This window comes from Streptomyces pinistramenti (assembly GCF_020564935.1).
GTDB lineage: Bacteria > Actinomycetota > Actinomycetes > Streptomycetales > Streptomycetaceae > Streptomyces > Streptomyces pinistramenti.
Genome location: NZ_JAJCXB010000001.1, coordinates 24179 through 45260, shown reverse-complemented (window position 1 = coordinate 45260; position 21082 = coordinate 24179). Strand labels below are relative to the sequence as shown.

The window sequence follows — 21082 nt, the reverse complement described above, 5'->3', positions numbered from 1 at the left end:
GTCGGGTCATGAAGATCCTGGTCATTGGCGGCAGCGGGTTCCTGGGCAGCGAGGTGACGCGTCAGGCCGCCGGAGCGGGCCACGAGACGGTCGCGACGTTCGCCACCAGCTCCGGCACCGCTTCAGATGTGCTGTGGCGTCCGCTCGATCTGCGGGACCACCGGCGCATCACCGAGCTGGTGGCGGAGGTGGATCCCGACACCGTCATCAACACGTCCAGCGGCAACGCCAATTGGGAGATCACGGCCGAAGGGGCGATCCGCGTGGGCATGGCCACCGCGCGCCACGGGTGCCGCCTGGTCCACGTGTCGAGCGACGCGGTGTTCTCCGGCTCGCCCGACCCCTACGACGAACGCTGCCTACCCGACCCCGTCACGTCCTACGGCGCCGCGAAAGCGGCAGCGGAAACCGGCGTGCGGCTCCTCACCCTGGATTCCGCCGTCGCCCGCACCTCGCTGATCATCGGCGACGGGCACTCCGCACACGAACGTTTCGTGCACGACCTTGCGGCCGGCATGCGGACGGGGGTGCTGTTCACCGACGACATCCGCTGCCCGGTGCACGTCACCGACCTGGCCGCCGCCCTCCTGGAACTGGCGGCGTCCGACGTGAGCGGGGTACAGCACCTCGCGGGACCGGACGCCCTCAGCCGCCACGACCTCGGCGCCCTCATCGCCCGACGCGACGGCCTCAATCCATCCGCCCTCCCCTCCGGCCGACGAGCCGACTCCCCCTTCCCCGGGGCACTCGACGTCCGCCTCGACAGCCGCACGACCCAACAGCGGCTGCGCACCAGGCTGCGCGGCGCCCAAGAGTTCCTCACCGCCCGATAGCAGCCTGCACTCACGTCCTCCTCTCAGCAGAACACACCGGGCCGAGGACCAGCACCCACAGGAGGATGACCTGCCGCACCGAAGGTTGAGCAGTTCAGACGACGTGTGACTGAGCGTTGTAGTCGGCCAGTTGAGTGCGGGAGTGGAGTAGCCGGGGCCAGGCGGGTCGGCAATGCACCGCAGCATGAACTGTGGCTGGACGTTTCTGTTCCGGGCCGGCGGACAGTCTCACCGGCCGCGCATACGAGGTGTTTGCGGTACGTGTCCCGCCTCCGGCTCATCTCGGCATACCGGTACTGCGAACTAGGCGCCAGGAGTGGCGACTTCCCCTTTTCCGGGTTTGCCAGGGAGATGGTTGCCCGAGCAATATGCTGCCTACCGCAGGCAGGCGAGGGGGAGGTCATGACCGCAGGGCTTGAAGTGACGATGCAGCCGGGCAGCAGCCGATTCGACCCGGAAGATCAGCCCTGGCATGACCAGGTCACGGCGTTGCACACGACGCTGCGCGAAGAGGTCGGGGCGGTCGTTCGGCGCGGTGTGCCGGAGCCGGGCCAGAAGGGTGCCGTGGAGGCAACGCTGCTCGCGTTGGGGTCATCCGGCGCACTGACCGCCGCCGTGGCGTGCTTCCGGGCCTGGCTGGCCCGGGACAAGACCCGGACGCTGACCGTGACCTGGACCGATGGCACGGGAGCCGAGCAGCGACTCCACGTCACCGGTGACAACATCGACCAGGCGTCCTTCCAAGCGCTCACCGCGGCCCTCGGGAGCCGGTCAGGGGACAGCTGATGGCGGAGAGCCGGCGCTACCGGGGCCTGCTGATCGGCAACGCCACCTTCCCTCGCGACCCGCACGCCCTCCCCGCCCTCGACGGCCCCTTGGATGACATTGCGCAGCTGAGGCAGGTACTGACGGATCCGCAGGTCGGGTTATTCGACTCCGCCGATCTCGAAGCCCTGCCCGACCACGGCGTCCAGGACCTTCGGGAAAAGGTCGACGAGCTTTTCACCACCGCCACGCGCGGGGACGTGTTGCTGCTGTACTACAGCGGCCACGGCCAGCTCGACGAACGCGGCACCCTCTACCTGTGCGCCAATGACACCCGTACCGCCGGTCTGCGGGCCACTGCGCTGAGCGCCATCGAGATCAACAACATCATCGAGGGCTCACCGGCGTCCAGCACGGTCATCATCCTCGACTGCTGCTACAGCGGCGCGTTCAAGGGCACCGCCGCGGCCCCTGTCGCGGGCCGGGGCCGATACGTTCTCACCAGCAGCAGATCCACCCAACTCGCCCGTGCCGCCGACCGCCCCGGACACCCCAGCCCCTTCACCGGCCAGCTCGTCCGCGCCCTGCGCACTGCCCAACCCGGCAAGGCCGCCGAGCACCTGACCGTCGTTGAGGTCTACCGGCAGGTGCACCACTGGATGACCGAGGACGCCACAATCGCCCCTCAGCTGAGGTTCGCCGGGGAAGGCGACGTGGCCCTCGCCCGCCGCCCGCCACCGCCGCAGAAGAAATCCGAGCCGCCCCGTACGGCGCGCTCCCGCCCGTCTTCCTCACAGAAGCCGCGGCCCCCGGGCGGAACACCTACCCGCTCGGTCGAGCCCACCTCGTTTTCCCTCTCGGCAGCACAGCGGACAGCAGGCTCTCCGGAGCAGTCGGCCGAGTCGCAGGCCAACGCCGTCGGCGACCGCAGGCACACAGCTTCGAACTCATCTGGGCCCGCCCGGAATCCGATCTCTCGACGGGCCGCCCTCGCCCTTGGAGCAGTCCTGGCGAGCGGCATAGCTGCCGCATTCCCCCTGTTGGAAACCGAGGCGAAGAAGGCAGAAGACACCGCAGCGAAAGAAAATGCCCAGATCCCCAAGGTCCTCGGCGGCCAGGGCGTGGTCACTTCGGTGGAGTTCAGCCCGGACGGCAAGACCCTGGCCACCGGCAGCAACGACAAAAGGGTGCGGTTGTGCGATGTGGCGACCAGGAACCTCCTCGACACCCTCACCGACCACACCGGCCGGGTCATTTCGGTGGCGTTCAGCCCAGATGGCAGGATGCTCGCCACCGGCAGCGCCGACAAGACAGTGCGGTTGTGGGACGTGGCGACCAGGAGGCTCCTCGACACCCTCACCGACCACACCGAGCAGGTCAACGCCGTGGCATTCAGCCCGGACAACAAGACGCTGGCCTCCGGCAGCGTCGACGAGACAGTGCGGTTGTGGGACGTGGCGACCAGGAGGCTCCTCGACACCCTCACCGACCACACCGAGCAGGTCAACGCCGTGGCATTCAGCCCGGACAACAAGACGCTGGCCTCCGGCAGCAACGACGAGACAGTGCGGTTGTGGGACGTGGCGACCAGGAGGCTCCTCGACACCCTCACCGACCACACCGACGTGGTCAACACGGTGGAGTTCAGCCCGGACAACAAGACGCTGGCCTCCGGCAGCGACGACAAGTCCGTGCGGTTGTGGGACGTGGCGACCAGGAAGAGCATCGACATCCTCACCGGCCACACCAAGCAGGTCATGTCGGTGGCGTTCAGACGGGGAGGCAAGATGCTGGCCTCCGGAAGCATGGACAAGTCCGTGCGGTTGTGGGATGTGGCGACCAGGAAGGGCATCGATACCCTCACCGGCCACACCGAGGCCGTCTGGGCGGTGGACTTCAGCCCTGACGGCAAGGCCCTGGCCACTGGCAGCAACGACAAGACGGTGCGGTTTTGGGAAGTGAGCTGAAAGCGGAGGACCGCCATCACCTCGTGGCTTTCCCCGAGATCGTGGTGCTGACGAACCTGATCCTCAACCCACCGACGAACACCATCGACCCCAAAGAGCTCTACCTCGCGACGACAGCGGAGCTGAGCCGGCGATTCGCCCGGATCTACACCGCCCTCGGAACCCAGGACCCTCTCTACCGGCGCTTCTGTCTCTACCGCGAACGAGACTTCCGCAAAAGCCAGGTGGTTTGAGAACTACGAGCCCCGGCGTTCTCAAACCACCGGCCACCCCAGCAAGTCAGTAGCTCCTCATCCGCCAGATGCGCTGCGACAGGACAACGGTGTGCCCCGCGGGCCCTTGGGCTTGTGCCGGTGGGTCCGCGGGGTCAGTGGTCTGTGTGTGGTGGTGTTGGTTGGGGTGTGGGTTATGCGCGGGCTTCGTCGACCTGGTTGACGAGGGTGAGGAGGGTGAGGAGGGCGTCGGCGGCGGGGCCGGAGGAGGCGGGGCTCTGGCCGGTGATGAGGAGGCCGTCGATGACGACGTAGGGCTGCCAGTTGTCGGTCTTGGTGTAGTCGGCGCCGAGCTTGTTGAGTTCATCCTCGACGAGGAAGGGGACGATGTCGGTGAGGCCGGCGTCGGCTTCCTCGCCGTTGGTGAAGCCGGTGACCTTGCGGCCGCGGACGAGGGGGGTGCCGTCGGGGTTGGTGGCGTGGCGCAGGGTGCCGGGGGCGTGGCAGACCAGGGCGAGGGGCTTGCCGGCGCGCAGGGTGGTTTCGATGAGGCGGACGGATGTGGGGTCTTCGGCCAGGTCCCACAGGGGGCCGTGGCCGCCGGGGTAGAAGACAGTGTCGAAGTCGTCGGCGGAGACGGTGTCGAGCCGGACGGTGTGGGCGAGGTCGGCCATGGCGTCGGGGTCGGCCTCGAAGCGGCGGGTCTCGTCGGTCTGGAACGCGGGTTCGTTGCTCTTGGGGTCCAGGGGCGGCCGGCCGCCCCTGGGGGAGGCGAGTACGACTTCGGCGCCGGCATCCTTGAAGCGGTAGTAGGGGGCGGCGAGTTCCTCCAGCCAGAAGCCGGTCTTGCGGCCCGTGGTGCCGAGCTCGTCGTGCGAGGTGAGAACAATGAGGATCTTCATGGAGTGCACTTCTTTCTTGAGTAGACCGGTCGACTCCGGCGAGGTGCGGAAGAGTACCGGTGTGACCTGGTTCTGTGCTCTTGGTTCTACAGGTGCAGCAGCTGACGGGTGACCGTCATCGTGGTGTCCATGGGGCCGAGGTGGCGGTGGATCTTGACCATGACACTTGCTCCGAGCCACATGTCATAGAGGGACTGGGCGGTGTCGCGGGCGGAGACGTCGGTCGTGAGTGATCCGTCCTTGAGGCCGGCCGTGATCGTCCGTTCCAGGCGGTCGATGACGGCGGTGGTGCCTTCCTTCAGGGCGATCCGCATCGCCTCCGACAGGTCGGAGACCTCCGCGCCGAGTTTAACGGCCAGGCACTTGCCCTGGCATTCGCCGACGCTCTGTGTCTCGCGCCAGTTCTGCCAGTAGTTCATCAGCCGCTGCGCCGAGGTCAGGCCGGGCTCGGCGAGGATGCGGTCCATGTCGGCGAGGTAGTCGGTGAAGTAGGCCCTTATCATGGCCTCGCCGAAGGCGTCCTTGGAGCCGAAGAAGTGGTAAAACGAGCCCTTCGGCACTCCGGCCGCGGTGAGGACTTCGTTGATGCCCACCGCGGAGAATCCCTTGCGGGCCATGATCCGCTGGGCGGCGTCGAGGATGCTGCGGCGGGTGTCGCCCTGGATGATAGGCATGTTTCCCATTGTATCACCCATTAGACCGGTCGTCTGGTTGGTGGCAAGTGCCGCATGGTGTGGTGCGTCAGCGGGCGAGGAAGTCCAGGAGGATCTCGTTGACCTTGGTGGTGTGGGTGGTGAGCAGGCCGTGGGGTGCGCCGTCGATCTCGACGTACTTGGCGGTGGGCAGGGCTTTGGCGAAGCGGCGTCCGGTGGCGTCGACGGGCAGGGTGCGGTCGCCCGTGCCGTGCACGATCAGGGCGGGGACGTCGATCCGGGGGATGTCTGCCCGGAAGTCAGTGGGCCAGGTCAGCGGGGCGGCGGCCGAGGCGATCGGGCCCGCGCCGGCCGCCACGTTCCAGGCGTTGCGCACGGCTTCCTCGCTCACCCGGGTGCCCAGGTTCTCGTCGAGGCTGAAGAAGTCGGTGTAGAAGCCGGTGAAGAAGGCGTAGCGGTCCTTCTTTACCGCCTCGGAGACGCCTTCGAAGAAGGAGAGCGGGGCGGCGCCGTCGGGATTGTCGTCGGTGATCGCCAGGTACGGTTCCAGTGATGCGAGGAACACGGCCTTGGCGACCCGGCCGGAGCCGTAGGCGGACAGGTAGCGGGCGACCTCACCGGTGCCCATCGAGAAGCCGACCAGGACCGCGTCACGCAGGTCGAGGGTCTCCATCACGGTGTTCAGGTCGGCGGCGAACGTGTCGTAGTCGTAACCGGTGGCCGGCTGGCTGGACTTGCCGAAGCCCCGCCGGTCGTAGGTGATCACCCGGTGGCCCGCGGCCAGCAACGCCGGAACCTGCCCCTCCCAGGAGTTGCCGTCCAGCGGGTAGCCGTGGATGAGGACGACCGGCTGCCCGGCCCCCTTGTCCTCGTAGTGCAGCTCGATGTTGGTGCTGTTCTCCGTGCCGACCTTGATGCGCCCCATGATGCCTTCCCCTTTCCGGGAATCCGGTGCCTGTCGCGTTCCGACACCCAGGACTATACGACCGGTCTACTCGACCTGCAGCCCCCACCACGATGCCGATCGAGGGGGCGCCGCATGACTGCTGGCGTTGTCGGTGTCTCCGGATACGGTGCGAAGCGATGGGCTGGCCGGAGATCGTGAGGGACTCGCGGCCATGAGGGTGGGTGGGAAGGCCCCCATGCAGCCCGGTCCAGGCGCGTGACCAGCGGGCGGTCGGAACTGGACTGCGGCACCCAACAGCCCCTGGAGAGCGCCCTGTTGAACACCGGACCAGTGAACGTGGGAGGTCGTCAGGTCCCGCTACCTGGCTGGCGGTCCCACAAGTGCGCGGTGGCACCGGTGCGAAGCGGCGCACTTTTCGGGCCCTTGACGTGTCCTCAGACGATTCTGTCGATGTGCTCGCAGTCCCCGGAGGCGTGGCTGCGGGGCGATGGGCACGTCGGCCTGGCGCAGTGAGCGCAGCGTGCGGCCATCGGCGCACAGCCTGCACAGCCCGAACACCGGCACCGGACCAGCACCGATGAGGGTGTGCGAGGTGGAGCTCTCGTGGACGGGCCGGTAGCAGCCGGGGCACAGCTGACAGTCCTCGGGCTCATCCGCCGGCGGCGAGTCAGGCCCGAGCAGTGGGACGATCCGGCGGACGTTCTCCCCGGCTTCGGCCCACAGCTCCATCGGCCGCTCTGCGCGGCGCTCGAAGACGCCATCGGCGTCCGGGCCTTGACGGTGCGGACCCGGGCGAGCGTCCCGACATCCTTTTCGGGATGGTGTGGGATGAACACCAGGGCGGTCTCGAAGCCGGGCCCCTTCTCCACGGAGAAACCGTGCGGCTGGCCCGCCGCGAGGGCTGCACCCAGCTCGCCCAGCCCCTGGCCGTTGTCGTCGTTGCGCAGCCGCATCGGCCAGGCCGCCAGGACACCGTCGACCGCGGCAGGCGAGGACGTGATCAGGATGCCGTTGCCGGACTGGCGCACGTCCAAGTGGTGCATGCCCTCGGTGGAGTGGAACGCGGTGCCGAACCACTCCGTGGCCGACTGGTCGGCCTCGCCGCCCGGACGCCGCGGCATGTGCTGCTTGTGACGTCCCGTGATGTGCCTCGCAGACGCGGCCCTTGCACGGGCCGTACGTCCGCTGAGCCCCTCAACCGGCAGCCCGGCCGCACAGGCGCGCCCCAGGGCCGGCGTTCACCTGTCCGGCCCCGCCGCGACGCACCCCAGCCCGGCAGAGGGCCACACCGGAAGGCGGCTGAACCGTTGGCTGGACGGTTGCTTCCAGCGGGGGACGAAGGTGCGACCGGAGATAGGAGTCCCCCAAATCGGGCATCGCTCGTTCTCGCAGGTCAGGCCGGGGGCAAGCCGTCCGGAGACGACGACACCTCTTCCCCACGCGATAGCCGAGGGGAAGAGGTCTGCTTTGAGTCCCAGGGGCGGCGGTCGCGAGGGGTACAGCAGGGTTACTGAGAATCGAGATCGCTGGGCTGTACGTCGCGCTGCTGCACTTCGGTGGCGGCAGTGGCGGGATCACGGTCAACTTCAAGAACAACCGGTCCAAGGGGTGACGCCCGCAACGCCTTCAAGATCTCCACCGTTAGCGCCGCGCTCAGCCGTCCGGGTGCATCCGCATCAGAAGTCATGCGTGCAACCTGCTGCCGGGAACCCCACGAACGGGTGACTGGCATCTGCCCGCTGACTGCACCGCCCGTCCCCTGGGCGGCGCCACCCCGAAGGGTGCGGCCCGGCCGAGGTTCACCAGGAACTGCAGCCACCGCCGCGCCTGCTCGCACTCGGCCGCCAACTCGGACTTGTGCCAAGGGATTTCGACGATGACGCAGAACGTAGCCTTGATCCATTCCGCATAAGGTACAAGTACGTGTAACGGAATTACGACCAGGTGCGCGCGTACGCGCTGCCGGCGGCCGAGGGCAAACGGGGCGATCAGTTGGGGGTGATGTCGGCGACAAGGTGCTGCTGGACGGCCTGTGCTCGTGCCTGGGCGAGGGCGCCGGTGGGGCCGGTGGTGATCAGGTAGCCGAGGCGGGCGGTGAACCCGTCGCCGCCGTCCTGCGGCAGCAGCACCTTCTCGCCGGGCCGGCGCTGGAAGACGGTGCGCTCCAGCCACGGCTGCCAGGCGTCGTCCAGGTTCAGCTCGGCCACGGTGCCCGAGGTGTCGGGATACAGGAGTCGGATCGCCGCTGCCGAGATGCGGGTGGGGGTGAGGTTGGGTGCGCGTCCGCAGGCGATGTCGGCGGCGGCGCGTGGCAGGTCGATGCCGGTGGCGAGATGGACGAGGTGTCCGATCATGTCGCCGGCGATCCGCCCGTTCACCTCGATCAGCCGCGGACGGCCGTCGACCAGCCGCACCTCGGCATGGCTGACCCCGTCGGTGATGCCCAGTGCCTGAACTGCCGCGGTCGCGGCGGGCGCCACGGTGGTGAGCAGCGGATCGGTGGCGTCGACCGAGTGCGCGATCTCCTCGAAGAGCGGGGGTGCGCTGAGTGTCTTGCGGGTGACGGCGACCGCGGCGGTGACGCCCCGGTAGCTGACGCACTCCACCGACACTTCCGGTCCGTCCAGGTATTCCTCGACCAGCACCCGGGGGTTCTCGCTGCTGCGGCCCGCGGCGCGGGTGGTGAAGGCGAACGCGTCGTCGAGGGCGGCGCGGTGGTCGACGCGGATGACGCCGATGCTGGCCGCGTGGGAGGCCGGTTTGAGGACGGCCGGATAGCCGATCCGTTCGGCCGCGGCAGCCGCTTCGGCCACGGTGGTCGCGCTGGCGGAGGCGGCGGAGGGGACGCCGTGCCGGGCGAACAGGGTGCGGGAGGCGGCCTTGTTGCGGCAGCCCTGCATGGCCTCGGGTGCGGTGGTGGGCAGGCCGAGCTGGCGGGCGAGGCGGGCGACGGGGACGAGGTACCACTCCGTCCACGTCATCACCCCGGCCAGCGGGTGGCGTGCGGCAAGGGCCCGGCCGGCGGCGGACAACGCCGCCTGGTCGCCGGGGTCGGCGACCTCGTAGTCGATGAGGTGCGGGCGCTGCCAGGTCGGTTCGGAGCCGGTGATCAGGACGACGTCATAGGCGGCGGCGACCTGCTCCAGGCAGTAGCCGCGGTACTCCTCCGGATCTGTATCGGCGACGACGACGAGCACGACGGGACGAGCGGGCAAAGAACAGCTCCACGGAGGTGGAGGGCGAGTTCAGCGGTGGCGTGCAGGTGGGGGGCCGGCAGGAGCGGGCGGGAGCGTGGTCGTGCTCCCGCGGGAGGCGCTGCGGGTGCCGAGGGCCGGCGTGTGGCGTGCAGCGGTCGAGCGCTGCAGGTCGAGTGGAGTGGGCGTGGCGGGTCTCGGTGGCTGGACGGGGGTGAGGTGTGCGAGCTTCGCCAGCTGGGGATTCAGGTCGTTCCGGTAGCGGGCGACGGGGGTGGGGGCGGCGAAGGCGGCGGCCGTGGCCGCAATCAGATGCTTCGGGGTGCGGGCGCTGAAGATGACCTCGGCGCGGGTGCCCCAGCCGGGCGGCCCAGCCCACAGGGTCACCGGCTCGGCGTGCGGGCCAGAGCTGACGATGTCGATGCTCGCGCCCGCCAACCCGTCCGGGGAGACGATCTCCAGCACGCCCCTCTGCAGGGGCTTGCGTTCCCAGCCGGCGTCGCGCAGGGGCCGTAGCGCGTCGGCCCAGTTCAGGGACGGGTTCGTGAGGAAGCTGACGCTGTCCTCGTCCCACTCGGCGGCCAGAGCGCTGGTGAGGCCGTGGACGATCTCGGGTGGTGTGTTCTGGTTGATGCGCGCTGACCACCGGGCTTGGGATACGGCGTCCGCGGCGGCGCTGACCTGCCAGATGTCGTAGTCATCGCCGAACCAGCCGATCTTGATGCGGTGATCCGGTGACACGATGACGAGCTGACAAGGGCCGGCGTCCAGGTGATAGTGCGGCCAGTGAGCAACAGGGTCGAAACTGCAGTCGGAGTGTCCGGACAGTCCGGCGAGGTAGCGCGGCGAGACGTAGACGTCTCCGTTGATCTGGGTGGAGTCGGTCACGGGTAGATTCCGGTCAGTTGACGGTGGTCGGGCCCAGGAGAACGAGGCTGCGGGTGCGCAGCCGGGCGAAGGCGACGGCGAGTCCGGCAGCCTGGAGGCAGGCGCAGGCGGTGATCGCGTGTCCCAGGGCGTCGGGCGGGGTGAGGGCGACCAGTGCGCCGGCCAGGGGGTAGGGCGCCAGGAGCAGCAGGACGGTCACGGCGAGGATGCTGGCGTAGACGGGGGCGGGGATGAGGTGGGAGCGCACGGTGCGCAGGACGACGGTCAGTCCGCCTTCGCCGGCCATGAGGACGGCGGTGAGCACCAGGTAGGTGCCGTAGGTGTGTGCGGTGGCCACGGCGAGGCAGACGCAGGCGGCGGTCGTGGCGCACAGGGCGCCGACGGGCCACAGGCCGAAGCGGTCGATCGCCCTGCGGCAGGCCGCCACCGCCACCAGGGTCACGCCCGCGGCCACCGACCAGACCAGCCCGAGCGAGGCGTTGGAGTGTCCGAGGCGTGCGACGACGATGACGGGGGCGGCGGCCTGGAGTACACCGATGGTGAAGTTGGACAGCGCCAGTCCGGCGACCAGCCAGGCCAGTGCGGGCAGGGACCGCAGGGTGGACCAGCCCACGCGCAACCCGGCCCGCATCCGTACGGGCACCAACTTCGGCGACGGGGTGCGGTGGGGTGTCAGGAGTGCGCCGAGCAGGGAGAAGGCGGCGAGGACGGTGAGCATGCCGCTGGCGCCTGCCTGTTGAAGGAGCAGGCTGCCGAGCGCCGGGCCGGCCAGGAGGGCGACCTGGTCGATCGACAGCAGGACCGATTGGACGCGGTGGCCGCGGTCGCCCGCCGCGCGGGTGGCGTCCGCTCCCTGGGTTTCGGCCGCGATGTAGGAGCACTGGGTGAGCATGCCGAGGGCGGCTGCCAGCGCCATCACGGTGACCGTGGTGCCGGGGCCGCCGCCGAGCGCGGGCAGCGCCACGGCGGCGGCGAGGGCCACCAGCATCCGCGCGAGGGCCGCGAGGCGGAACACCGTGGCGGCGCCGTGGCGGTCGACCACGGATCCGACCGCCGCGAAGGCGGCCAGGCGCGGTATCCACTCCAGTGCGAAGGCGGCCCCGGTCAGCGAGAGGGAGTCGGTGGTGGCCAGCACGAGCATCGGGATCCCGTACGTGGCCACGCTGCCGGCGGCGGCATCCGCGCTGCGGGGCAGGTAGAGGCCGCGCACGATGCTCTGCCTGCGGTGCCGGGCGCCGCGGTGCGCAACGGCTGTGTGGCGGGGCATCGTTCGCGTTCGCTTCCTGGTAGTCGGTCAGCGGCTGCGCGGGGAGCCGCCCGAAGGCCCGTGGCCCTGGCGCGTCGGCGCCGGGACGGGTGCCGGCGTACGGGCCGGCGCGGGGGTCTCGGACCTGTCGTCGGTCAGGTGCTGGTAGGACGCCAGCAGCGCCTTGAGGTGCTGGATGGCGTCTGAGCGCCGGGCGGCGAGCATGTCGGTCTGCACGCCCTGGTACTGCAGGATTCCGTCGGTCGAACCAGGACGGATCCGGTCGGCGCCGGTGGCGACGCGCTCCAGCTGCTCGGCCGCGTAGGTGGCCTTGGCGACGAGTTGTTCCTGGAGGGAGTCGACCCGGTCGGCCATCTCGCCGATGAGAGAGGCCAGTTGGCCAAGCGGCGTGTCGGCGGGGTGGTCGCCCAGGTCATTGCGGCCAGATCCCAGGGTGTGTGCCGCCCGGGCGGTGCCCAGCGCTGTCGGGCTCACCCGGCTCACCGCCTGCCGCCTCTTGTCCGTGTCGAGAGCGGTGCGTGCCGCCGCACCCAGCTCGCGAGTGCGGCGAGCGGCTCCCGCGCCTGCTGTCCGGCACCGTTGAGGTACCAGCGGCCGTCGTCCGCCCGCTCGGCCAGGCCGCCCTCGGCCAGGGCAGCCCACCCCACGGCTTCCGGACCCTCCCCGGTGGCGGGCGCCGTCGTGTCCTGGAGCAGGACGTCGGACACGTGCGGCCTGCTCAGGAGTGCGCAGCAGGCCCGGGTGCGGGTGAGGAAGTCGCTGCGGGGGTCGGGGAAGTGGTGTGTGCGTGCCCAGCGGGCCATCGCGTCGTAGCTGTCGGCCAGTTCGGCTCCGGCAGGTGTGAGCAGGTAGTGGGGGTTCCCGGCGCGCTTCGCGATGCGCAGCACGCCGAGGTCCTGGCCCTCGGTCAGGGCCTGACGTACCTGGTGGCGGGGGAGGTCGGCGAACGTGCCGCTGATCCGTCGGTCTTGGACCGGTCCGTTGTCGTCGATCTCGCTGACCAGCCGGATCAGGGCGGGGCGCGAGAGCACGGTGGTGGCCGGCTCGCGCTTTCGGCGGGTGAGGGTGTCGGTGGACGTCATCGGCGCTGCCCTCCGGCGGGGGTGGCGGTCAGGGGCCGGGAGGGGATCGGGTGCGAGAAGAGGTCGCTGCCCTTCCAGGCGGCCGGCGCCGGCGGGGGGGCGCTGGTGCGGGGCTGGTGGGTGAGCCAGGTCCCCGGCGCGGACAGGGACGGCGCCGGATCCGGCCCCCACACAGGGTGGTCGTCCGCCTCGGCCGAGGGACGTCCGGCTGCCCACGCCGACACGGACCGCAGGACCGGTGCCAGTGCCTGGCCCGATGCGGACAGCTGGTAGAGCGGCACGTCCTCCGCCGTGCCGGCCCTGTCGACGAGGCCGTCGTCGACGAGCTGGCGCAGCCGCGGGTAGACGTCGGCGCCGTTCGCACCGGGCAGGGCGACGCGGGCCAGAGACTGCGCGCTGGACGTCCCCCGTTCCCGGAGGATCCACAAGATCGTCAGGGCGTTTCGGGGGGTGAGCAGCGCGAGGGCGCCCTCGATGTTCTGCGCGGGGGCGGGCTTCGCGGGCTCCAGCTTCCCCGTCGCCTTGTTGCGGACGAGGTATTCATCCAGATACGTGTCGCCCCAGGCGGCGATCGTCTTCAGAACGGGCAGAGCCTCGGTGCCGCGGTCGGTCAGGCCGTAGGTGACGTGGCGCCGGTTGTACTCGGTGCGCCGCACCAGCCCGGCCTCGGTGAGCGTGCCGAGCCGCGGGGAGAGCTGGCCGTCCAGCAGCCACGGCAGGCGGGGCTTGATCTCCCCGTAGCGCATCGTCCCGGCGGACAGCGTCATCAGCACCCACACGCTCCAGCGCGGGGCCAGCATGTTCAACGACTCAGCGGTGCGCGCGAGATCGGCATCGGCGGCAGGGGACAGACCAGTGGTGGCCAAGGGGGAACTCCTGAAAAGGCGGGCATGTCAGCGCGTACGGACGGCGGACGGCGTAGGCGCGGGCGCGGGGGGTGCGGTCGCCGTGGGCGGTTGGGCCTCGGGGGCGGGAGTGCGGCGCAGGCTCTGCAGCACCGCGCTCGTGGTCGTGGTGTGGGCGTCGCGGGCAGCGACCGATTCGGTGATCCGGCGGGCGCAGTCGAGGATGTGCCCGGCGTCGAACGGCCCGATCTCGCGTTCCGGATCAGCCAGTTGCCGTAGCCGCTCGACCTGGAAGTCGACGTTGCGCTCGGCGAGTTCGAGTGCGGTGCGGCTGTCGAGGAGGGCGGTCAGCATGCTGGCGCCCGGGTGAGCATCGGCGTGGGCCTGGAGGTCGGCGAGCGGCGCTCCGTACAGCTCCTCGATGCGTTCGGTGATCGTCTGGGAGGTGGTGTGGGGCAAACGGCGACCTTCAGGGGCGGCGGGCCGGCGCCGCCCCGGCACGCGGGGATGCCGGGGCGGCCGGGGGCAGGGTGGTGGGGATCTTGTACCGGGTGAACCGCGCGGGCCGGCGCCGGGCAGCCGTGGCCGGAGCCGGCATGGTGCGCAGCAGCTCGCCGAGGGCGGTGCGCTGGTCGTTGCGGGCGCTGAGGGCAGCGGCCATCCACTGGGCGTCCATCCGCAGGTCGTCGGCGGACAGTGCGTCCATGTCGCCGTCGGCGGCGGTGGCCTGGTGGACCCGGTCGCGGACCCGGGCGACGTGTGCCTCGACCACGGCCAGGAAGGAGCGCAGCTCCAGCGCTCTGGTCAACGCCACTGGCGCCTCGGGCTCTTGGGCGGCCTCGTACAGCTGGCCGACGGGAGCACCGAAGGCTTCTTCGATCCGGCCGTCCATCGTGGAGGGCATGGCGCTCCCGCTCACCGTGTCACCCCCCGGACCGGGGTGGAAGCCGGTGGGGATGCGGGCCGGGCGGGCTGGCTGGTCTGCAGGGCCGGGCCCCGGCGGGCTGCCGGGGCGGCACCGCGCCAGGCGCCGGGGCCCCGTTTGCCGGGGGCGTCCGGGGCGAGGAGATAGGTGACGACCAGGGCCCGTCCATCGCGTGCGGCCACGGCCGCGTCCACGCGGTGAGCAAGGCCCATTGCCGGGTCGTCGAGTTCGCCGGGCTGCGTGTCGAGTGCGGCGACGAGGTCGTCCTCGGCCTTCTCCAGCGCGCTCTGGGACTCGCGCAGAAGTCCGTGCCAGTGCACGACGTTCGCGGCCTCGCGGTGGGCATGCGGGGCATCCGCCACGGCCTGCTGCAATTCCGCGAGCGTCATGCCGAAGCGGTTCTCTATATGCGCGGTGATCACGCCGCGACGTCGCCATCCATGATGTCGTCGTCGCCTACAGGCACAGCGAATTCCTTTCATTCAGGGGACGTTGGCGCGAGGCGCGGTGCGGAAATCGGCTCCGCCCGGGGCGGCAGGTCAGTGCAGGCAGGTGTAAACGGTGGGATAGACATACGACATGGAGGCCCAGCCGCTGACGCCGCTGGTCTTGTCGTGGACATAAACCCAGCTGCCGCTGATCTTTCCGTGGGTCCACTTGTGCGACTTGTAGAGAATGCCGACGACGGTGGACTTGCCGGAGGCACGGCTGTGGAGGCGGACCGCCGTGGTGTGCATCGTCCACGGACCGGTCTTGTGGCAGGTCGAGGCAGCAGCGACGGTCTGCGGAGCGGCGGCGCTTGCGGCCGGAGCGATGGCGATGGGCAGGGCGACGGCTGCGGTCACGGCTGCGGTGGCGGCAATGCGGGATATGCGCATGGGAATGTACTTCCAGGCGTGTGAGGGAATGCGGGAATGGCCCCGGGCAGATGCCGTGCGGGGTGATTCAAGAGTCCGGAGAATCCCCGGTTTCGCTAACCGGGAATGTGCTGCTATATTCCGGCGGAATTCCACCGAGGGTGCGTGAAGTCGCCAGTGGCACAGGGCTGTTGAGGCGGGCGTGAGCGCGGCCGGTGGCGGGCCGGCGTCTCCTGCATCTGTGCGGGGCGCGCTCGCGCGACCGTGTGTCAGCGGCTTCGGCTGGGCGTGAACGGCGGCTCGGGGGCAGGGCTTGGGGCCGGCGGCGGCGCTATCGGCACCCCGGTGCGAGGGCGGGACCAGTGCCGGTCCCACCACTGGGTGGCCTCCTCGGGCCGGGTGAACCTGCTCTCGCGCAGGGTGTGCGTTCCGGCGGCGAGGTCGGCTGCCTCCACCAGCCCCCTGAACGGCTGCGGATCCCGCTCGTCGACGGCGCGCAGGAGCACCGTCGTCTCAGGGGTATCGGAGAGGTCGTCGGTATAGCTGCACAGGAGCGCGTAGTGATCGCCGTCGCCCGCCAGCCGCCCTTCGAGAGCCACGGTGGTCTCGTCGGCCGCGACGGTGCCCCTGCCGGGCAGCAGGCCGATGCCCTCGCGGGGGCAGCCTCGGGAGATCAGCGCTTTTTAAAGGTGGAGGGGTGAACGCTGACGCATCGACGAAACGGCCCGGCGGCCGCAGCACCCACCTCCGTGCCGCCGTGCACAGCGCCGCGGTCGCGCTGGTGGGCGAGTTCGGCGCCGACCAGGTGGCCCTCCCCGCCGTGGCCCAGCGCGCGGGGATCAACTCCAGCACCCTCTACCGGCGCTGGGGTACGCTCGCCGCACTCCTGGCCGACGTCGCCAAGCACCGCAGCGACGCCGGCGCGCCCCCGCTCGTCGGCGACCTGCGCACCGACCTGGAGAACCAGGCACTCTGGACACTGACGGAGCTCTCCCGGCCCGGTGGCATCGCGTTCTTCCGCGCCGAGGTCGCGCCCGATGTCGACGAGCGCCACGACGGGCTACGTGAATGCCTGCGCAGGGTCAGCGAGCGCTTCCGTCCTGTCCTCGACGCGGCACGGGAGCGCGGCGACGCGCCCCCGTCCCTGGAGCAGGTTCTGGATCGGATCGTTGCGCCGCTCTACTTCCGGGTGGTCTTCTCGATCCCCGGTACGGATGAGGCATACGTCCGCGACCTTGTCGCGGAACTGCCCGGGAAGCTTCAACCTGAGTTGTGAACTTCGCTCGGCTCCTCGCTCCAGCGGAACCCGCCCGGAGCCGCACACACCTCGGGCCCGGGAGGAAGAGGTTACGGAGCACCTGCAGGACAGCCCCATGGCCCCATGCCGTTTCAGAACCTCTCGTCATCTGCCTGATCCGGACGGAACCGGCGGCGGATACCGCGGAGACGGGGCGGGCAAGCCGGCCTGAGGTTAAAATTCAAGCTGAGTGTCTTCCCAACTCACCGGGAATGATCACGGGCCTCAAGGACGAACGTGACCGCGCCCGGCAGAGGCAGGTGGAGCAGAAGGCACGGGATCTGGCTGAGGCTGCCGAACGCGCTACGGATCCGGAACTCCGGCAACGGCTGAAAGACAAAGCCCAACGGCTTCAGGACCAGCAGGAGAGCGCCAAGAAGGCCGGCCCCGAGCAGTAACCGCGAAAAGGGTGCCGCCCGTTCTCGGTGAAGGCCAACGGTCACCGACCAGCGGTGGCGGGTCGGCGCTTGTCATCCCATTTCTGCAGGGCCTCGCGCACCGTGGCGGCCAGGGCGCACTTGCGGGCCGCCACGGTGCGCACGTATGGCTCGGCTCCCTGGAGCAGCCCGGAGCGGGGCAACCGCAGTACCATCGCCTGGTGGCTGCCGGAAGATGAGATATGGCTCCAGGCGTCGAAGCAACGGGCTCCGGCGGCGGGGATATCGTCGCTGTAGGAGCCGTCGGGGTGGGTGCAGCGCCAGTGTGTCTTCTCGGCGCACCGCGAGCAGGCGAGGGTTCCCACCATCCTGGGGAAACGTCGTTGCCACTCCGCGTCCAGTTCGTAGACGTCCTGAGCAAGGGGATGTTCTTGCGGCACCGGCAGCACTTGATACGGAACGCAGCGGACACGTGGATCTCTTTCCTCAGAGGTGCAGCGCGCTCAACCTGGCACCTGTTCGTCGAGCGGAGCTGGAGCCATGCCGACCCACGTCGCCGGCGGTGGAGGCGGGTTCGCCAGCGCGTCAGCTGTGACAGTGCCATCGAAAAGACGGAACGAACACTGCCCGGTGTCAGGCAGCTGGCTGCTGGTCCGGGAGATCTTCTGGATGGGTGTGCCGCTGCAGGTGCACACCCATCGCTATGGCCGCGTACTCGATCTCCCTCTCGATCGCCTGGCTGTAATCCGGCTGGCCATCGCGCGGCCCGGCATGACGGTACAGAGCGCGGGCGATACCTCGGCAAACCAGGCCAACCGGAGAGGTGGGCGGATTGGCGGCCGGGGATACCGGGCGGATGCGGGCCCGCCTGGACAAGTTGTCGCCGGTCTGGGCTGCTGTCACGTCACGGCGTCGGCGAGCATGAAGGCGGCCACGGCCAGCAGGACCACGGCGAAGATGCGCTGCAAGTGGGGCGCGGAGACCTTCACGGCTATGCGCTTTCCGTCCCAGGCGCCCAGGATCGCGGTTCCGACGAACGGGCCGATCAGCGCCCAGTCGACCGAGGCAGCGGTGCCGGAGCGAGTGGCCAGGGAGGCCAGTGAGTTGGCCGTGATGATCAGCAGGCTGGTGCCGACTGCGGCATCCATCTCGAAGGCCAGGACGGTGACCAGGGCGGGGACGGCGAGAAAGCCGCCGCCCACACCGAGCAGTCCGGTCAGCGTGCCGAGTGCGGCACCGGCCCCGGCTGCCTTGCCCGGCCGTACACCGCCGTCTTTGGGGCGGGCGGTGTAAGCGGGCCGGAGCATTTTGATGGCGGAGAGGGCGGCTATGGCGGCGAAGGCGAGGGTGAGGACGGCTTGAGGCAGGTGGGCGGAGGCTGCCCCAGCGACAGCCGCCGGAAGAATCCCGGCGGCTGCGAATGCCGCTCCGGCCTTCCACCGCACCCGCCCGGCCCGGGCGTGCGCGTACAGGGCGGTCAGAGACGTGGCGGTGACGATGATCAGGCTGGCGGTGGTGGCTGAGGCGGGGGTGAAGCCGAGCAGGTAGATCAGGGCGGGCACCGCCAGGACGCTGCCGCCGCCGCCGAGGGCGCCGAGCATCAGGCCGACAACGGCTCCTGCAATCAGGGCCAGGATCAGGGCGGTCACGCTATTCGCCCACTGTGTCTGCTGTCGCCGGCCGACGGCATTGCGGTACCGGTGACCCGGGGGGCCTGTACGGGGCCGAGGCAGCCAAGAGCCTGGCGGTAGAGGAACAAATCACGTGCCTTCTGTGCAGGTGGAGCAAGGGATTCATGACCGGGTGAGGCTCAGGCCCGCGTCGGCGGCCGCTTCGAAGCTGTCATCGATGGCGACGACCTGTCGTCCGGCCGCGTCCAGGAGAGAAGCGGCGATCGCCGCGCGCATCCCGCCGGCGCAGTGCACCCACACCGTGCCGTCCGGCACGTCGCCGACCCGGCCGTGCAGTTCGTGGAGCGGAATGTGCACGGAGCCCTCGATGAAGCCGTTCGCACGTTCGGAATCCCGGCGCACATCCAGCACCACCACGTCCTCGCCGCGCTTGTGTGCAGCGGCGAGGTCGGCGAAGCCGGCGCGGGGGAAAAAGGCGAGCCGTTCGCCCTGACGGACCCAGGCGGCTGGATCACCGGTGGCGGCGGCGGCCGGGCGGTCGATACCGACCCGGGTCAGCTCCCGCTGCGCCTCGGCAATCTGCCCCGGGGTGTCGCCGAGCAGGGTGACCGGCTTGCCCCACGGGATCAGCCAGGCCAGATAGATGGCCAGCTTGCCTGTGCCCTCGAAGTTGAACGATCCGGCCACATGGCCGTCGGCGAAGGCGACCCGGCTGCGCAGGTCCACCACCCACTCACCCGCCGCCAGCCGTTCGGCGATCTGTGCGGCGTCGGCGGGCTCGGGCGGGGCCAGGTCGACGGGCCCGGGTCCGGCGGCGTTGGCCGGGCCCATGTGCGTGTAGTAGGCGGGCACGTTCTCCAGCCCGGCCAGGACCCGCTTCACGAAGTCGTCGACATCCAGGGTGAATGCGTCGTTGCCGGCGCGTTCCTGGCCGATCGTGCTCGCATCGCCCTCGGCTTGGGAGGAGGAGCAGAAGCTGCCGAAACCGTGCGTGGGCAGCACCGGCACCTCGTCGTCGAGTGTCGCCGCCAACCGGTGGACGGAAGCGTGCTGGGCGCGGGCCAATTGCTCGGTCAGCCGCGGGTCCACCAGGTCCGGTCGTCCCACGGAACCGATCAGCAGCGAGCCGCCCGTGAAAGCAGCCACCGGGCTTCCCTCCTCCTCCAGGACGTACGAGGTGTGGTGCGGGGTGTGGCCCGGGGTGGCTATCGCGCGCAGCACCAGGTACTCGTCCACCTCGGACACGTCCCCGTCCGCGACAAGAGTGCGAGGGAAGGAGACTCGGGCCCCGACCGGGACGAGGTAGCGGGCGCCGGTGAGGCGGGCCAGTTCCAGCCCGCCGGTGACGTAGTCGTTGTGCAAGTGCGTCTCCGCCACGTAGGCGATGCGCACCCCTCGCCGCGCGGCGGTGGCGATCACCTGATCGACGTCCCGCGGCGGATCGACCACGACCGCAGCTCGCCGACCCCCTGCCAGATAGCTACGGTTGCCCAGCCCCTCGAACTCCAGGGTGTCGACAAAAAACATGGCGTGAATCCTCTCCGGGCTGGTGTACCCGGTTAATTCCGTTTCGGGAAGCCGCCGCCGAAGCTCCGGAACCGTTGCGCCACTCCGAACCGCTCGCGATATCCGCGGTTCTCATTTCCTGGGACATTGCGCAAACGATCACCGTCTGGAATGGCGGTAGCGAATTTCCCGAAGACTGCGGGCGGACGGCGTATCCGGCCGGCCTCATGCCGGCGGACGTATGCGACGGTTATCTGCCGGTTTCGCTTTCGTCAGCCCTCGCGCACCGCATCTGCGACGCGATCGCCGTTGTTCTCGGCGCTTTCGCTCCCGGGAAGGACGACCGGCAGCCCCGCTGCTTCCCACGCCTCAAGGCCGCCCGCCACGCTGTAGACGGAAGACCGGCCCGCGCGGATCGCCTGCACGCCGCCCTGCGCGCTGCGGTTGCCTGTGCGGCAGACGAAGGCCAGTGGGCCGTCAGGCAGATCCGACAGCGACGCTGGCAATGTGCTGAGCGCGGCGTGGACGGCGCCGGCCGGGTGGCGCGCTGCCCATTCATCGTCTCCACGGACATCGACCAGTGTGAGTTGCCCGTCCTCGGCGCGGCGACGCGCCTCAACAGGAGACAGGTCAGCGGGCATGCGACCGTCGCCGGAACTCAGGCTCTGCGTGGGCAGGACCGTCCGGATCGCCTCGTAGTTCGAGGCATGGACGACGGCTGTCTGCTGTCCCATCATCGGGCAGACATTCATTGCCTCTTCCCAGTGACGGGTGGACTCCCATTCCGCCACGTTGACGAGAGAGAATTTGCTCCCCGGAACGATCGTGCGGAACATGTAAGTCCGAATGAAACCGGGCTGCGCCGCCATCACCTCCGCAGCATCTTGCCATACGGCGAGATAAGAGGCTTCCTTCTCCTCATCGATCTCGATCGGAATGATCACGACGTGGCGATTTTCCATCTGCTGCGTCCT

General features: G+C 69.8%; 25 protein-coding genes. 7 read left to right on the top strand and 18 right to left on the bottom strand.

Features of this window, described 5'->3' with window-relative positions; genetic code table 11:
* Positions 1–8: 8 nt before the first annotated feature.
* The 4 genes from LIU39_RS00270 (at position 9) to LIU39_RS00255 (ending at position 3798) form a co-directional block, all read left to right on the top strand.
* Complete coding sequence (locus LIU39_RS00270; RefSeq protein WP_227043245.1) at positions 9–833, top strand: SDR family oxidoreductase; 825 nt, start codon at positions 9–11, stop codon at positions 831–833.
* Positions 834–1235: 402 nt separating this feature from the next.
* On the top strand, positions 1236–1619 hold the full coding sequence (locus tag LIU39_RS00265; RefSeq protein ID WP_227043243.1) for an effector-associated constant component EACC1: 384 nt from the start codon (positions 1236–1238) through the stop codon (positions 1617–1619).
* Positions 1619–3565 carry a caspase, EACC1-associated type gene (locus LIU39_RS00260; RefSeq protein WP_227043241.1) on the top strand — a complete coding sequence of 649 codons (1947 nt, stop codon included), beginning with the start codon at positions 1619–1621 and terminating at the stop codon, positions 3563–3565. Before LIU39_RS00265 ends, LIU39_RS00260 begins: the two co-directional genes overlap by 1 nt.
* Positions 3566–3588: 23 nt before the next feature.
* Complete coding sequence (locus tag LIU39_RS00255) at positions 3589–3798, top strand: hypothetical protein (RefSeq protein WP_227043239.1); 210 nt, start codon at positions 3589–3591, stop codon at positions 3796–3798.
* A 173-nt stretch (positions 3799–3971) separates the two neighbouring features.
* On the opposite strand, the gene LIU39_RS00250 is transcribed toward LIU39_RS00255, so the two are convergent.
* From LIU39_RS00250 to LIU39_RS00240, 3 genes are all read right to left on the bottom strand, one after another.
* A complete protein-coding gene (locus LIU39_RS00250) occupies positions 3972–4679 on the bottom strand; it encodes a type 1 glutamine amidotransferase domain-containing protein (RefSeq protein WP_227043238.1) in 708 nt (235 codons plus the stop codon).
* 86 nt (positions 4680–4765) lie between these two features.
* On the bottom strand, positions 4766–5353 hold the full coding sequence (locus LIU39_RS00245; RefSeq protein ID WP_227043236.1) for a TetR/AcrR family transcriptional regulator: 588 nt from the start codon (positions 5351–5353) through the stop codon (positions 4766–4768).
* Positions 5354–5420: 67 nt separating this feature from the next.
* Positions 5421–6257 carry an alpha/beta fold hydrolase gene (locus LIU39_RS00240; RefSeq protein ID WP_227043233.1) on the bottom strand — a complete coding sequence of 279 codons (837 nt, stop codon included), beginning with the start codon at positions 6255–6257 and terminating at the stop codon, positions 5421–5423.
* 810 nt (positions 6258–7067) lie between these two features.
* Here LIU39_RS00240 and LIU39_RS00235 point away from each other — a divergent pair.
* Positions 7068–7373 (top strand): hypothetical protein, encoded by a 306-nt coding sequence (locus LIU39_RS00235; protein ID WP_227043230.1) that lies wholly within the window; start codon positions 7068–7070, stop codon positions 7371–7373.
* Between the two features lie 854 nt (positions 7374–8227).
* Here LIU39_RS00235 and LIU39_RS00230 read toward each other — a convergent pair.
* From LIU39_RS00230 to LIU39_RS00180, 11 genes are all read right to left on the bottom strand, one after another.
* Positions 8228–9454 (bottom strand): ATP-grasp domain-containing protein, encoded by a 1227-nt coding sequence (locus LIU39_RS00230; protein WP_227043228.1) that lies wholly within the window; start codon positions 9452–9454, stop codon positions 8228–8230.
* 30 nt (positions 9455–9484) lie between these two features.
* Complete coding sequence (locus tag LIU39_RS00225; protein ID WP_227043226.1) at positions 9485–10321, bottom strand: SPDY domain-containing protein; 837 nt, start codon at positions 10319–10321, stop codon at positions 9485–9487.
* A gap of 13 nt (positions 10322–10334) precedes the next feature.
* Entirely contained in the window at positions 10335–11588 is a 1254-nt protein-coding gene (locus LIU39_RS00220; RefSeq protein WP_227043224.1) for an MFS transporter, read from the bottom strand.
* Between the two features lie 27 nt (positions 11589–11615).
* Entirely contained in the window at positions 11616–12062 is a 447-nt protein-coding gene (locus LIU39_RS00215) for a hypothetical protein (protein WP_227043222.1), read from the bottom strand.
* 5 nt (positions 12063–12067) lie between these two features.
* Positions 12068–12670 (bottom strand): hypothetical protein, encoded by a 603-nt coding sequence (locus LIU39_RS00210; protein ID WP_227043220.1) that lies wholly within the window; start codon positions 12668–12670, stop codon positions 12068–12070.
* A complete protein-coding gene (locus LIU39_RS00205; RefSeq protein WP_227043217.1) occupies positions 12667–13536 on the bottom strand; it encodes a winged helix-turn-helix transcriptional regulator in 870 nt (289 codons plus the stop codon). Before LIU39_RS00205 ends, LIU39_RS00210 begins: the two co-directional genes overlap by 4 nt.
* Positions 13537–13563: 27 nt before the next feature.
* Positions 13564–13974 carry a hypothetical protein gene (locus tag LIU39_RS00200; RefSeq protein ID WP_227043215.1) on the bottom strand — a complete coding sequence of 137 codons (411 nt, stop codon included), beginning with the start codon at positions 13972–13974 and terminating at the stop codon, positions 13564–13566.
* 10 nt (positions 13975–13984) lie between these two features.
* The gene (locus LIU39_RS00195) at positions 13985–14419 is read right to left on the bottom strand and encodes a hypothetical protein (RefSeq protein ID WP_227043214.1); all 435 of its coding nucleotides are present in this window, start codon (positions 14417–14419) and stop codon (positions 13985–13987) included.
* An 11-nt stretch (positions 14420–14430) separates the two neighbouring features.
* Positions 14431–14922 (bottom strand): hypothetical protein, encoded by a 492-nt coding sequence (locus LIU39_RS00190; protein WP_264482219.1) that lies wholly within the window; start codon positions 14920–14922, stop codon positions 14431–14433.
* Between the two features lie 57 nt (positions 14923–14979).
* A complete protein-coding gene (locus tag LIU39_RS00185) occupies positions 14980–15318 on the bottom strand; it encodes an SH3 domain-containing protein (RefSeq protein WP_227043209.1) in 339 nt (112 codons plus the stop codon).
* 248 nt (positions 15319–15566) lie between these two features.
* A complete protein-coding gene (locus LIU39_RS00180; RefSeq protein ID WP_227043207.1) occupies positions 15567–15896 on the bottom strand; it encodes a hypothetical protein in 330 nt (109 codons plus the stop codon).
* Positions 15897–15994: 98 nt separating this feature from the next.
* On the opposite strand from LIU39_RS00180, the gene LIU39_RS00175 reads away from it, so the two are divergent.
* Together LIU39_RS00175 and LIU39_RS00170 are read left to right on the top strand one after the other, a co-directional pair.
* On the top strand, positions 15995–16573 hold the full coding sequence (locus tag LIU39_RS00175) for a TetR/AcrR family transcriptional regulator (protein WP_227043205.1): 579 nt from the start codon (positions 15995–15997) through the stop codon (positions 16571–16573).
* A 233-nt stretch (positions 16574–16806) separates the two neighbouring features.
* Positions 16807–16992: a DUF6381 family protein gene (locus LIU39_RS00170; RefSeq protein WP_227043202.1), complete on the top strand. Its 186-nt coding sequence runs from the start codon at positions 16807–16809 to the stop codon at positions 16990–16992.
* A 41-nt stretch (positions 16993–17033) separates the two neighbouring features.
* Here the strand turns inward: LIU39_RS00170 and LIU39_RS00165 are convergent, their stop codons facing one another.
* The 4 genes from LIU39_RS00165 to LIU39_RS00150 form a co-directional block, all read right to left on the bottom strand.
* On the bottom strand, positions 17034–17411 hold the full coding sequence (locus LIU39_RS00165) for a hypothetical protein (protein ID WP_227043199.1): 378 nt from the start codon (positions 17409–17411) through the stop codon (positions 17034–17036).
* A gap of 459 nt (positions 17412–17870) precedes the next feature.
* The gene (locus tag LIU39_RS00160; RefSeq protein WP_227043197.1) at positions 17871–18620 is read right to left on the bottom strand and encodes a sulfite exporter TauE/SafE family protein; all 750 of its coding nucleotides are present in this window, start codon (positions 18618–18620) and stop codon (positions 17871–17873) included.
* 144 nt (positions 18621–18764) lie between these two features.
* On the bottom strand, positions 18765–20129 hold the full coding sequence (locus tag LIU39_RS00155) for an MBL fold metallo-hydrolase (protein WP_227043196.1): 1365 nt from the start codon (positions 20127–20129) through the stop codon (positions 18765–18767).
* A gap of 251 nt (positions 20130–20380) precedes the next feature.
* The gene (locus LIU39_RS00150) at positions 20381–21070 is read right to left on the bottom strand and encodes a rhodanese-like domain-containing protein (RefSeq protein WP_227043195.1); all 690 of its coding nucleotides are present in this window, start codon (positions 21068–21070) and stop codon (positions 20381–20383) included.
* Positions 21071–21082 lie beyond the last annotated feature (12 nt).

What these genes read in the sequence shown, in the direction of transcription:
- LIU39_RS00190 (WP_264482219.1), bottom strand. Translation starts at nt 14,922, where the DNA reads ATGAAAGGAATTCGCTGTGCCTGTAGGCGACGACGACATCATGGATGG.
- LIU39_RS00170 (WP_227043202.1), top strand. Translation starts at nt 16,807, where the DNA reads ATGATCACGGGCCTCAAGGACGAACGTGACCGCGCCCGGCAGAGGCAG.
- LIU39_RS00270 (WP_227043245.1), top strand. Translation starts at nt 9, where the DNA reads ATGAAGATCCTGGTCATTGGCGGCAGCGGGTTCCTGGGCAGCGAGGTG.
- LIU39_RS00195 (WP_227043214.1), bottom strand. Translation starts at nt 14,419, where the DNA reads ATGCCCTCCACGATGGACGGCCGGATCGAAGAAGCCTTCGGTGCTCCC.
- LIU39_RS00155 (WP_227043196.1), bottom strand. Translation starts at nt 20,129, where the DNA reads ATGTTTTTTGTCGACACCCTGGAGTTCGAGGGGCTGGGCAACCGTAGC.
- LIU39_RS00210 (WP_227043220.1), bottom strand. Translation starts at nt 12,670, where the DNA reads ATGACGTCCACCGACACCCTCACCCGCCGAAAGCGCGAGCCGGCCACC.
- LIU39_RS00235 (WP_227043230.1), top strand. Translation starts at nt 7,068, where the DNA reads ATGAACACCAGGGCGGTCTCGAAGCCGGGCCCCTTCTCCACGGAGAAA.
- LIU39_RS00245 (WP_227043236.1), bottom strand. Translation starts at nt 5,353, where the DNA reads ATGCCTATCATCCAGGGCGACACCCGCCGCAGCATCCTCGACGCCGCC.
- LIU39_RS00265 (WP_227043243.1), top strand. Translation starts at nt 1,236, where the DNA reads ATGACCGCAGGGCTTGAAGTGACGATGCAGCCGGGCAGCAGCCGATTC.
- LIU39_RS00240 (WP_227043233.1), bottom strand. Translation starts at nt 6,257, where the DNA reads ATGGGGCGCATCAAGGTCGGCACGGAGAACAGCACCAACATCGAGCTG.
- LIU39_RS00220 (WP_227043224.1), bottom strand. Translation starts at nt 11,588, where the DNA reads ATGCCCCGCCACACAGCCGTTGCGCACCGCGGCGCCCGGCACCGCAGG.
- LIU39_RS00250 (WP_227043238.1), bottom strand. Translation starts at nt 4,679, where the DNA reads ATGAAGATCCTCATTGTTCTCACCTCGCACGACGAGCTCGGCACCACG.
- LIU39_RS00150 (WP_227043195.1), bottom strand. Translation starts at nt 21,070, where the DNA reads ATGGAAAATCGCCACGTCGTGATCATTCCGATCGAGATCGATGAGGAG.
- LIU39_RS00185 (WP_227043209.1), bottom strand. Translation starts at nt 15,318, where the DNA reads ATGCGCATATCCCGCATTGCCGCCACCGCAGCCGTGACCGCAGCCGTC.
- LIU39_RS00260 (WP_227043241.1), top strand. Translation starts at nt 1,619, where the DNA reads ATGGCGGAGAGCCGGCGCTACCGGGGCCTGCTGATCGGCAACGCCACC.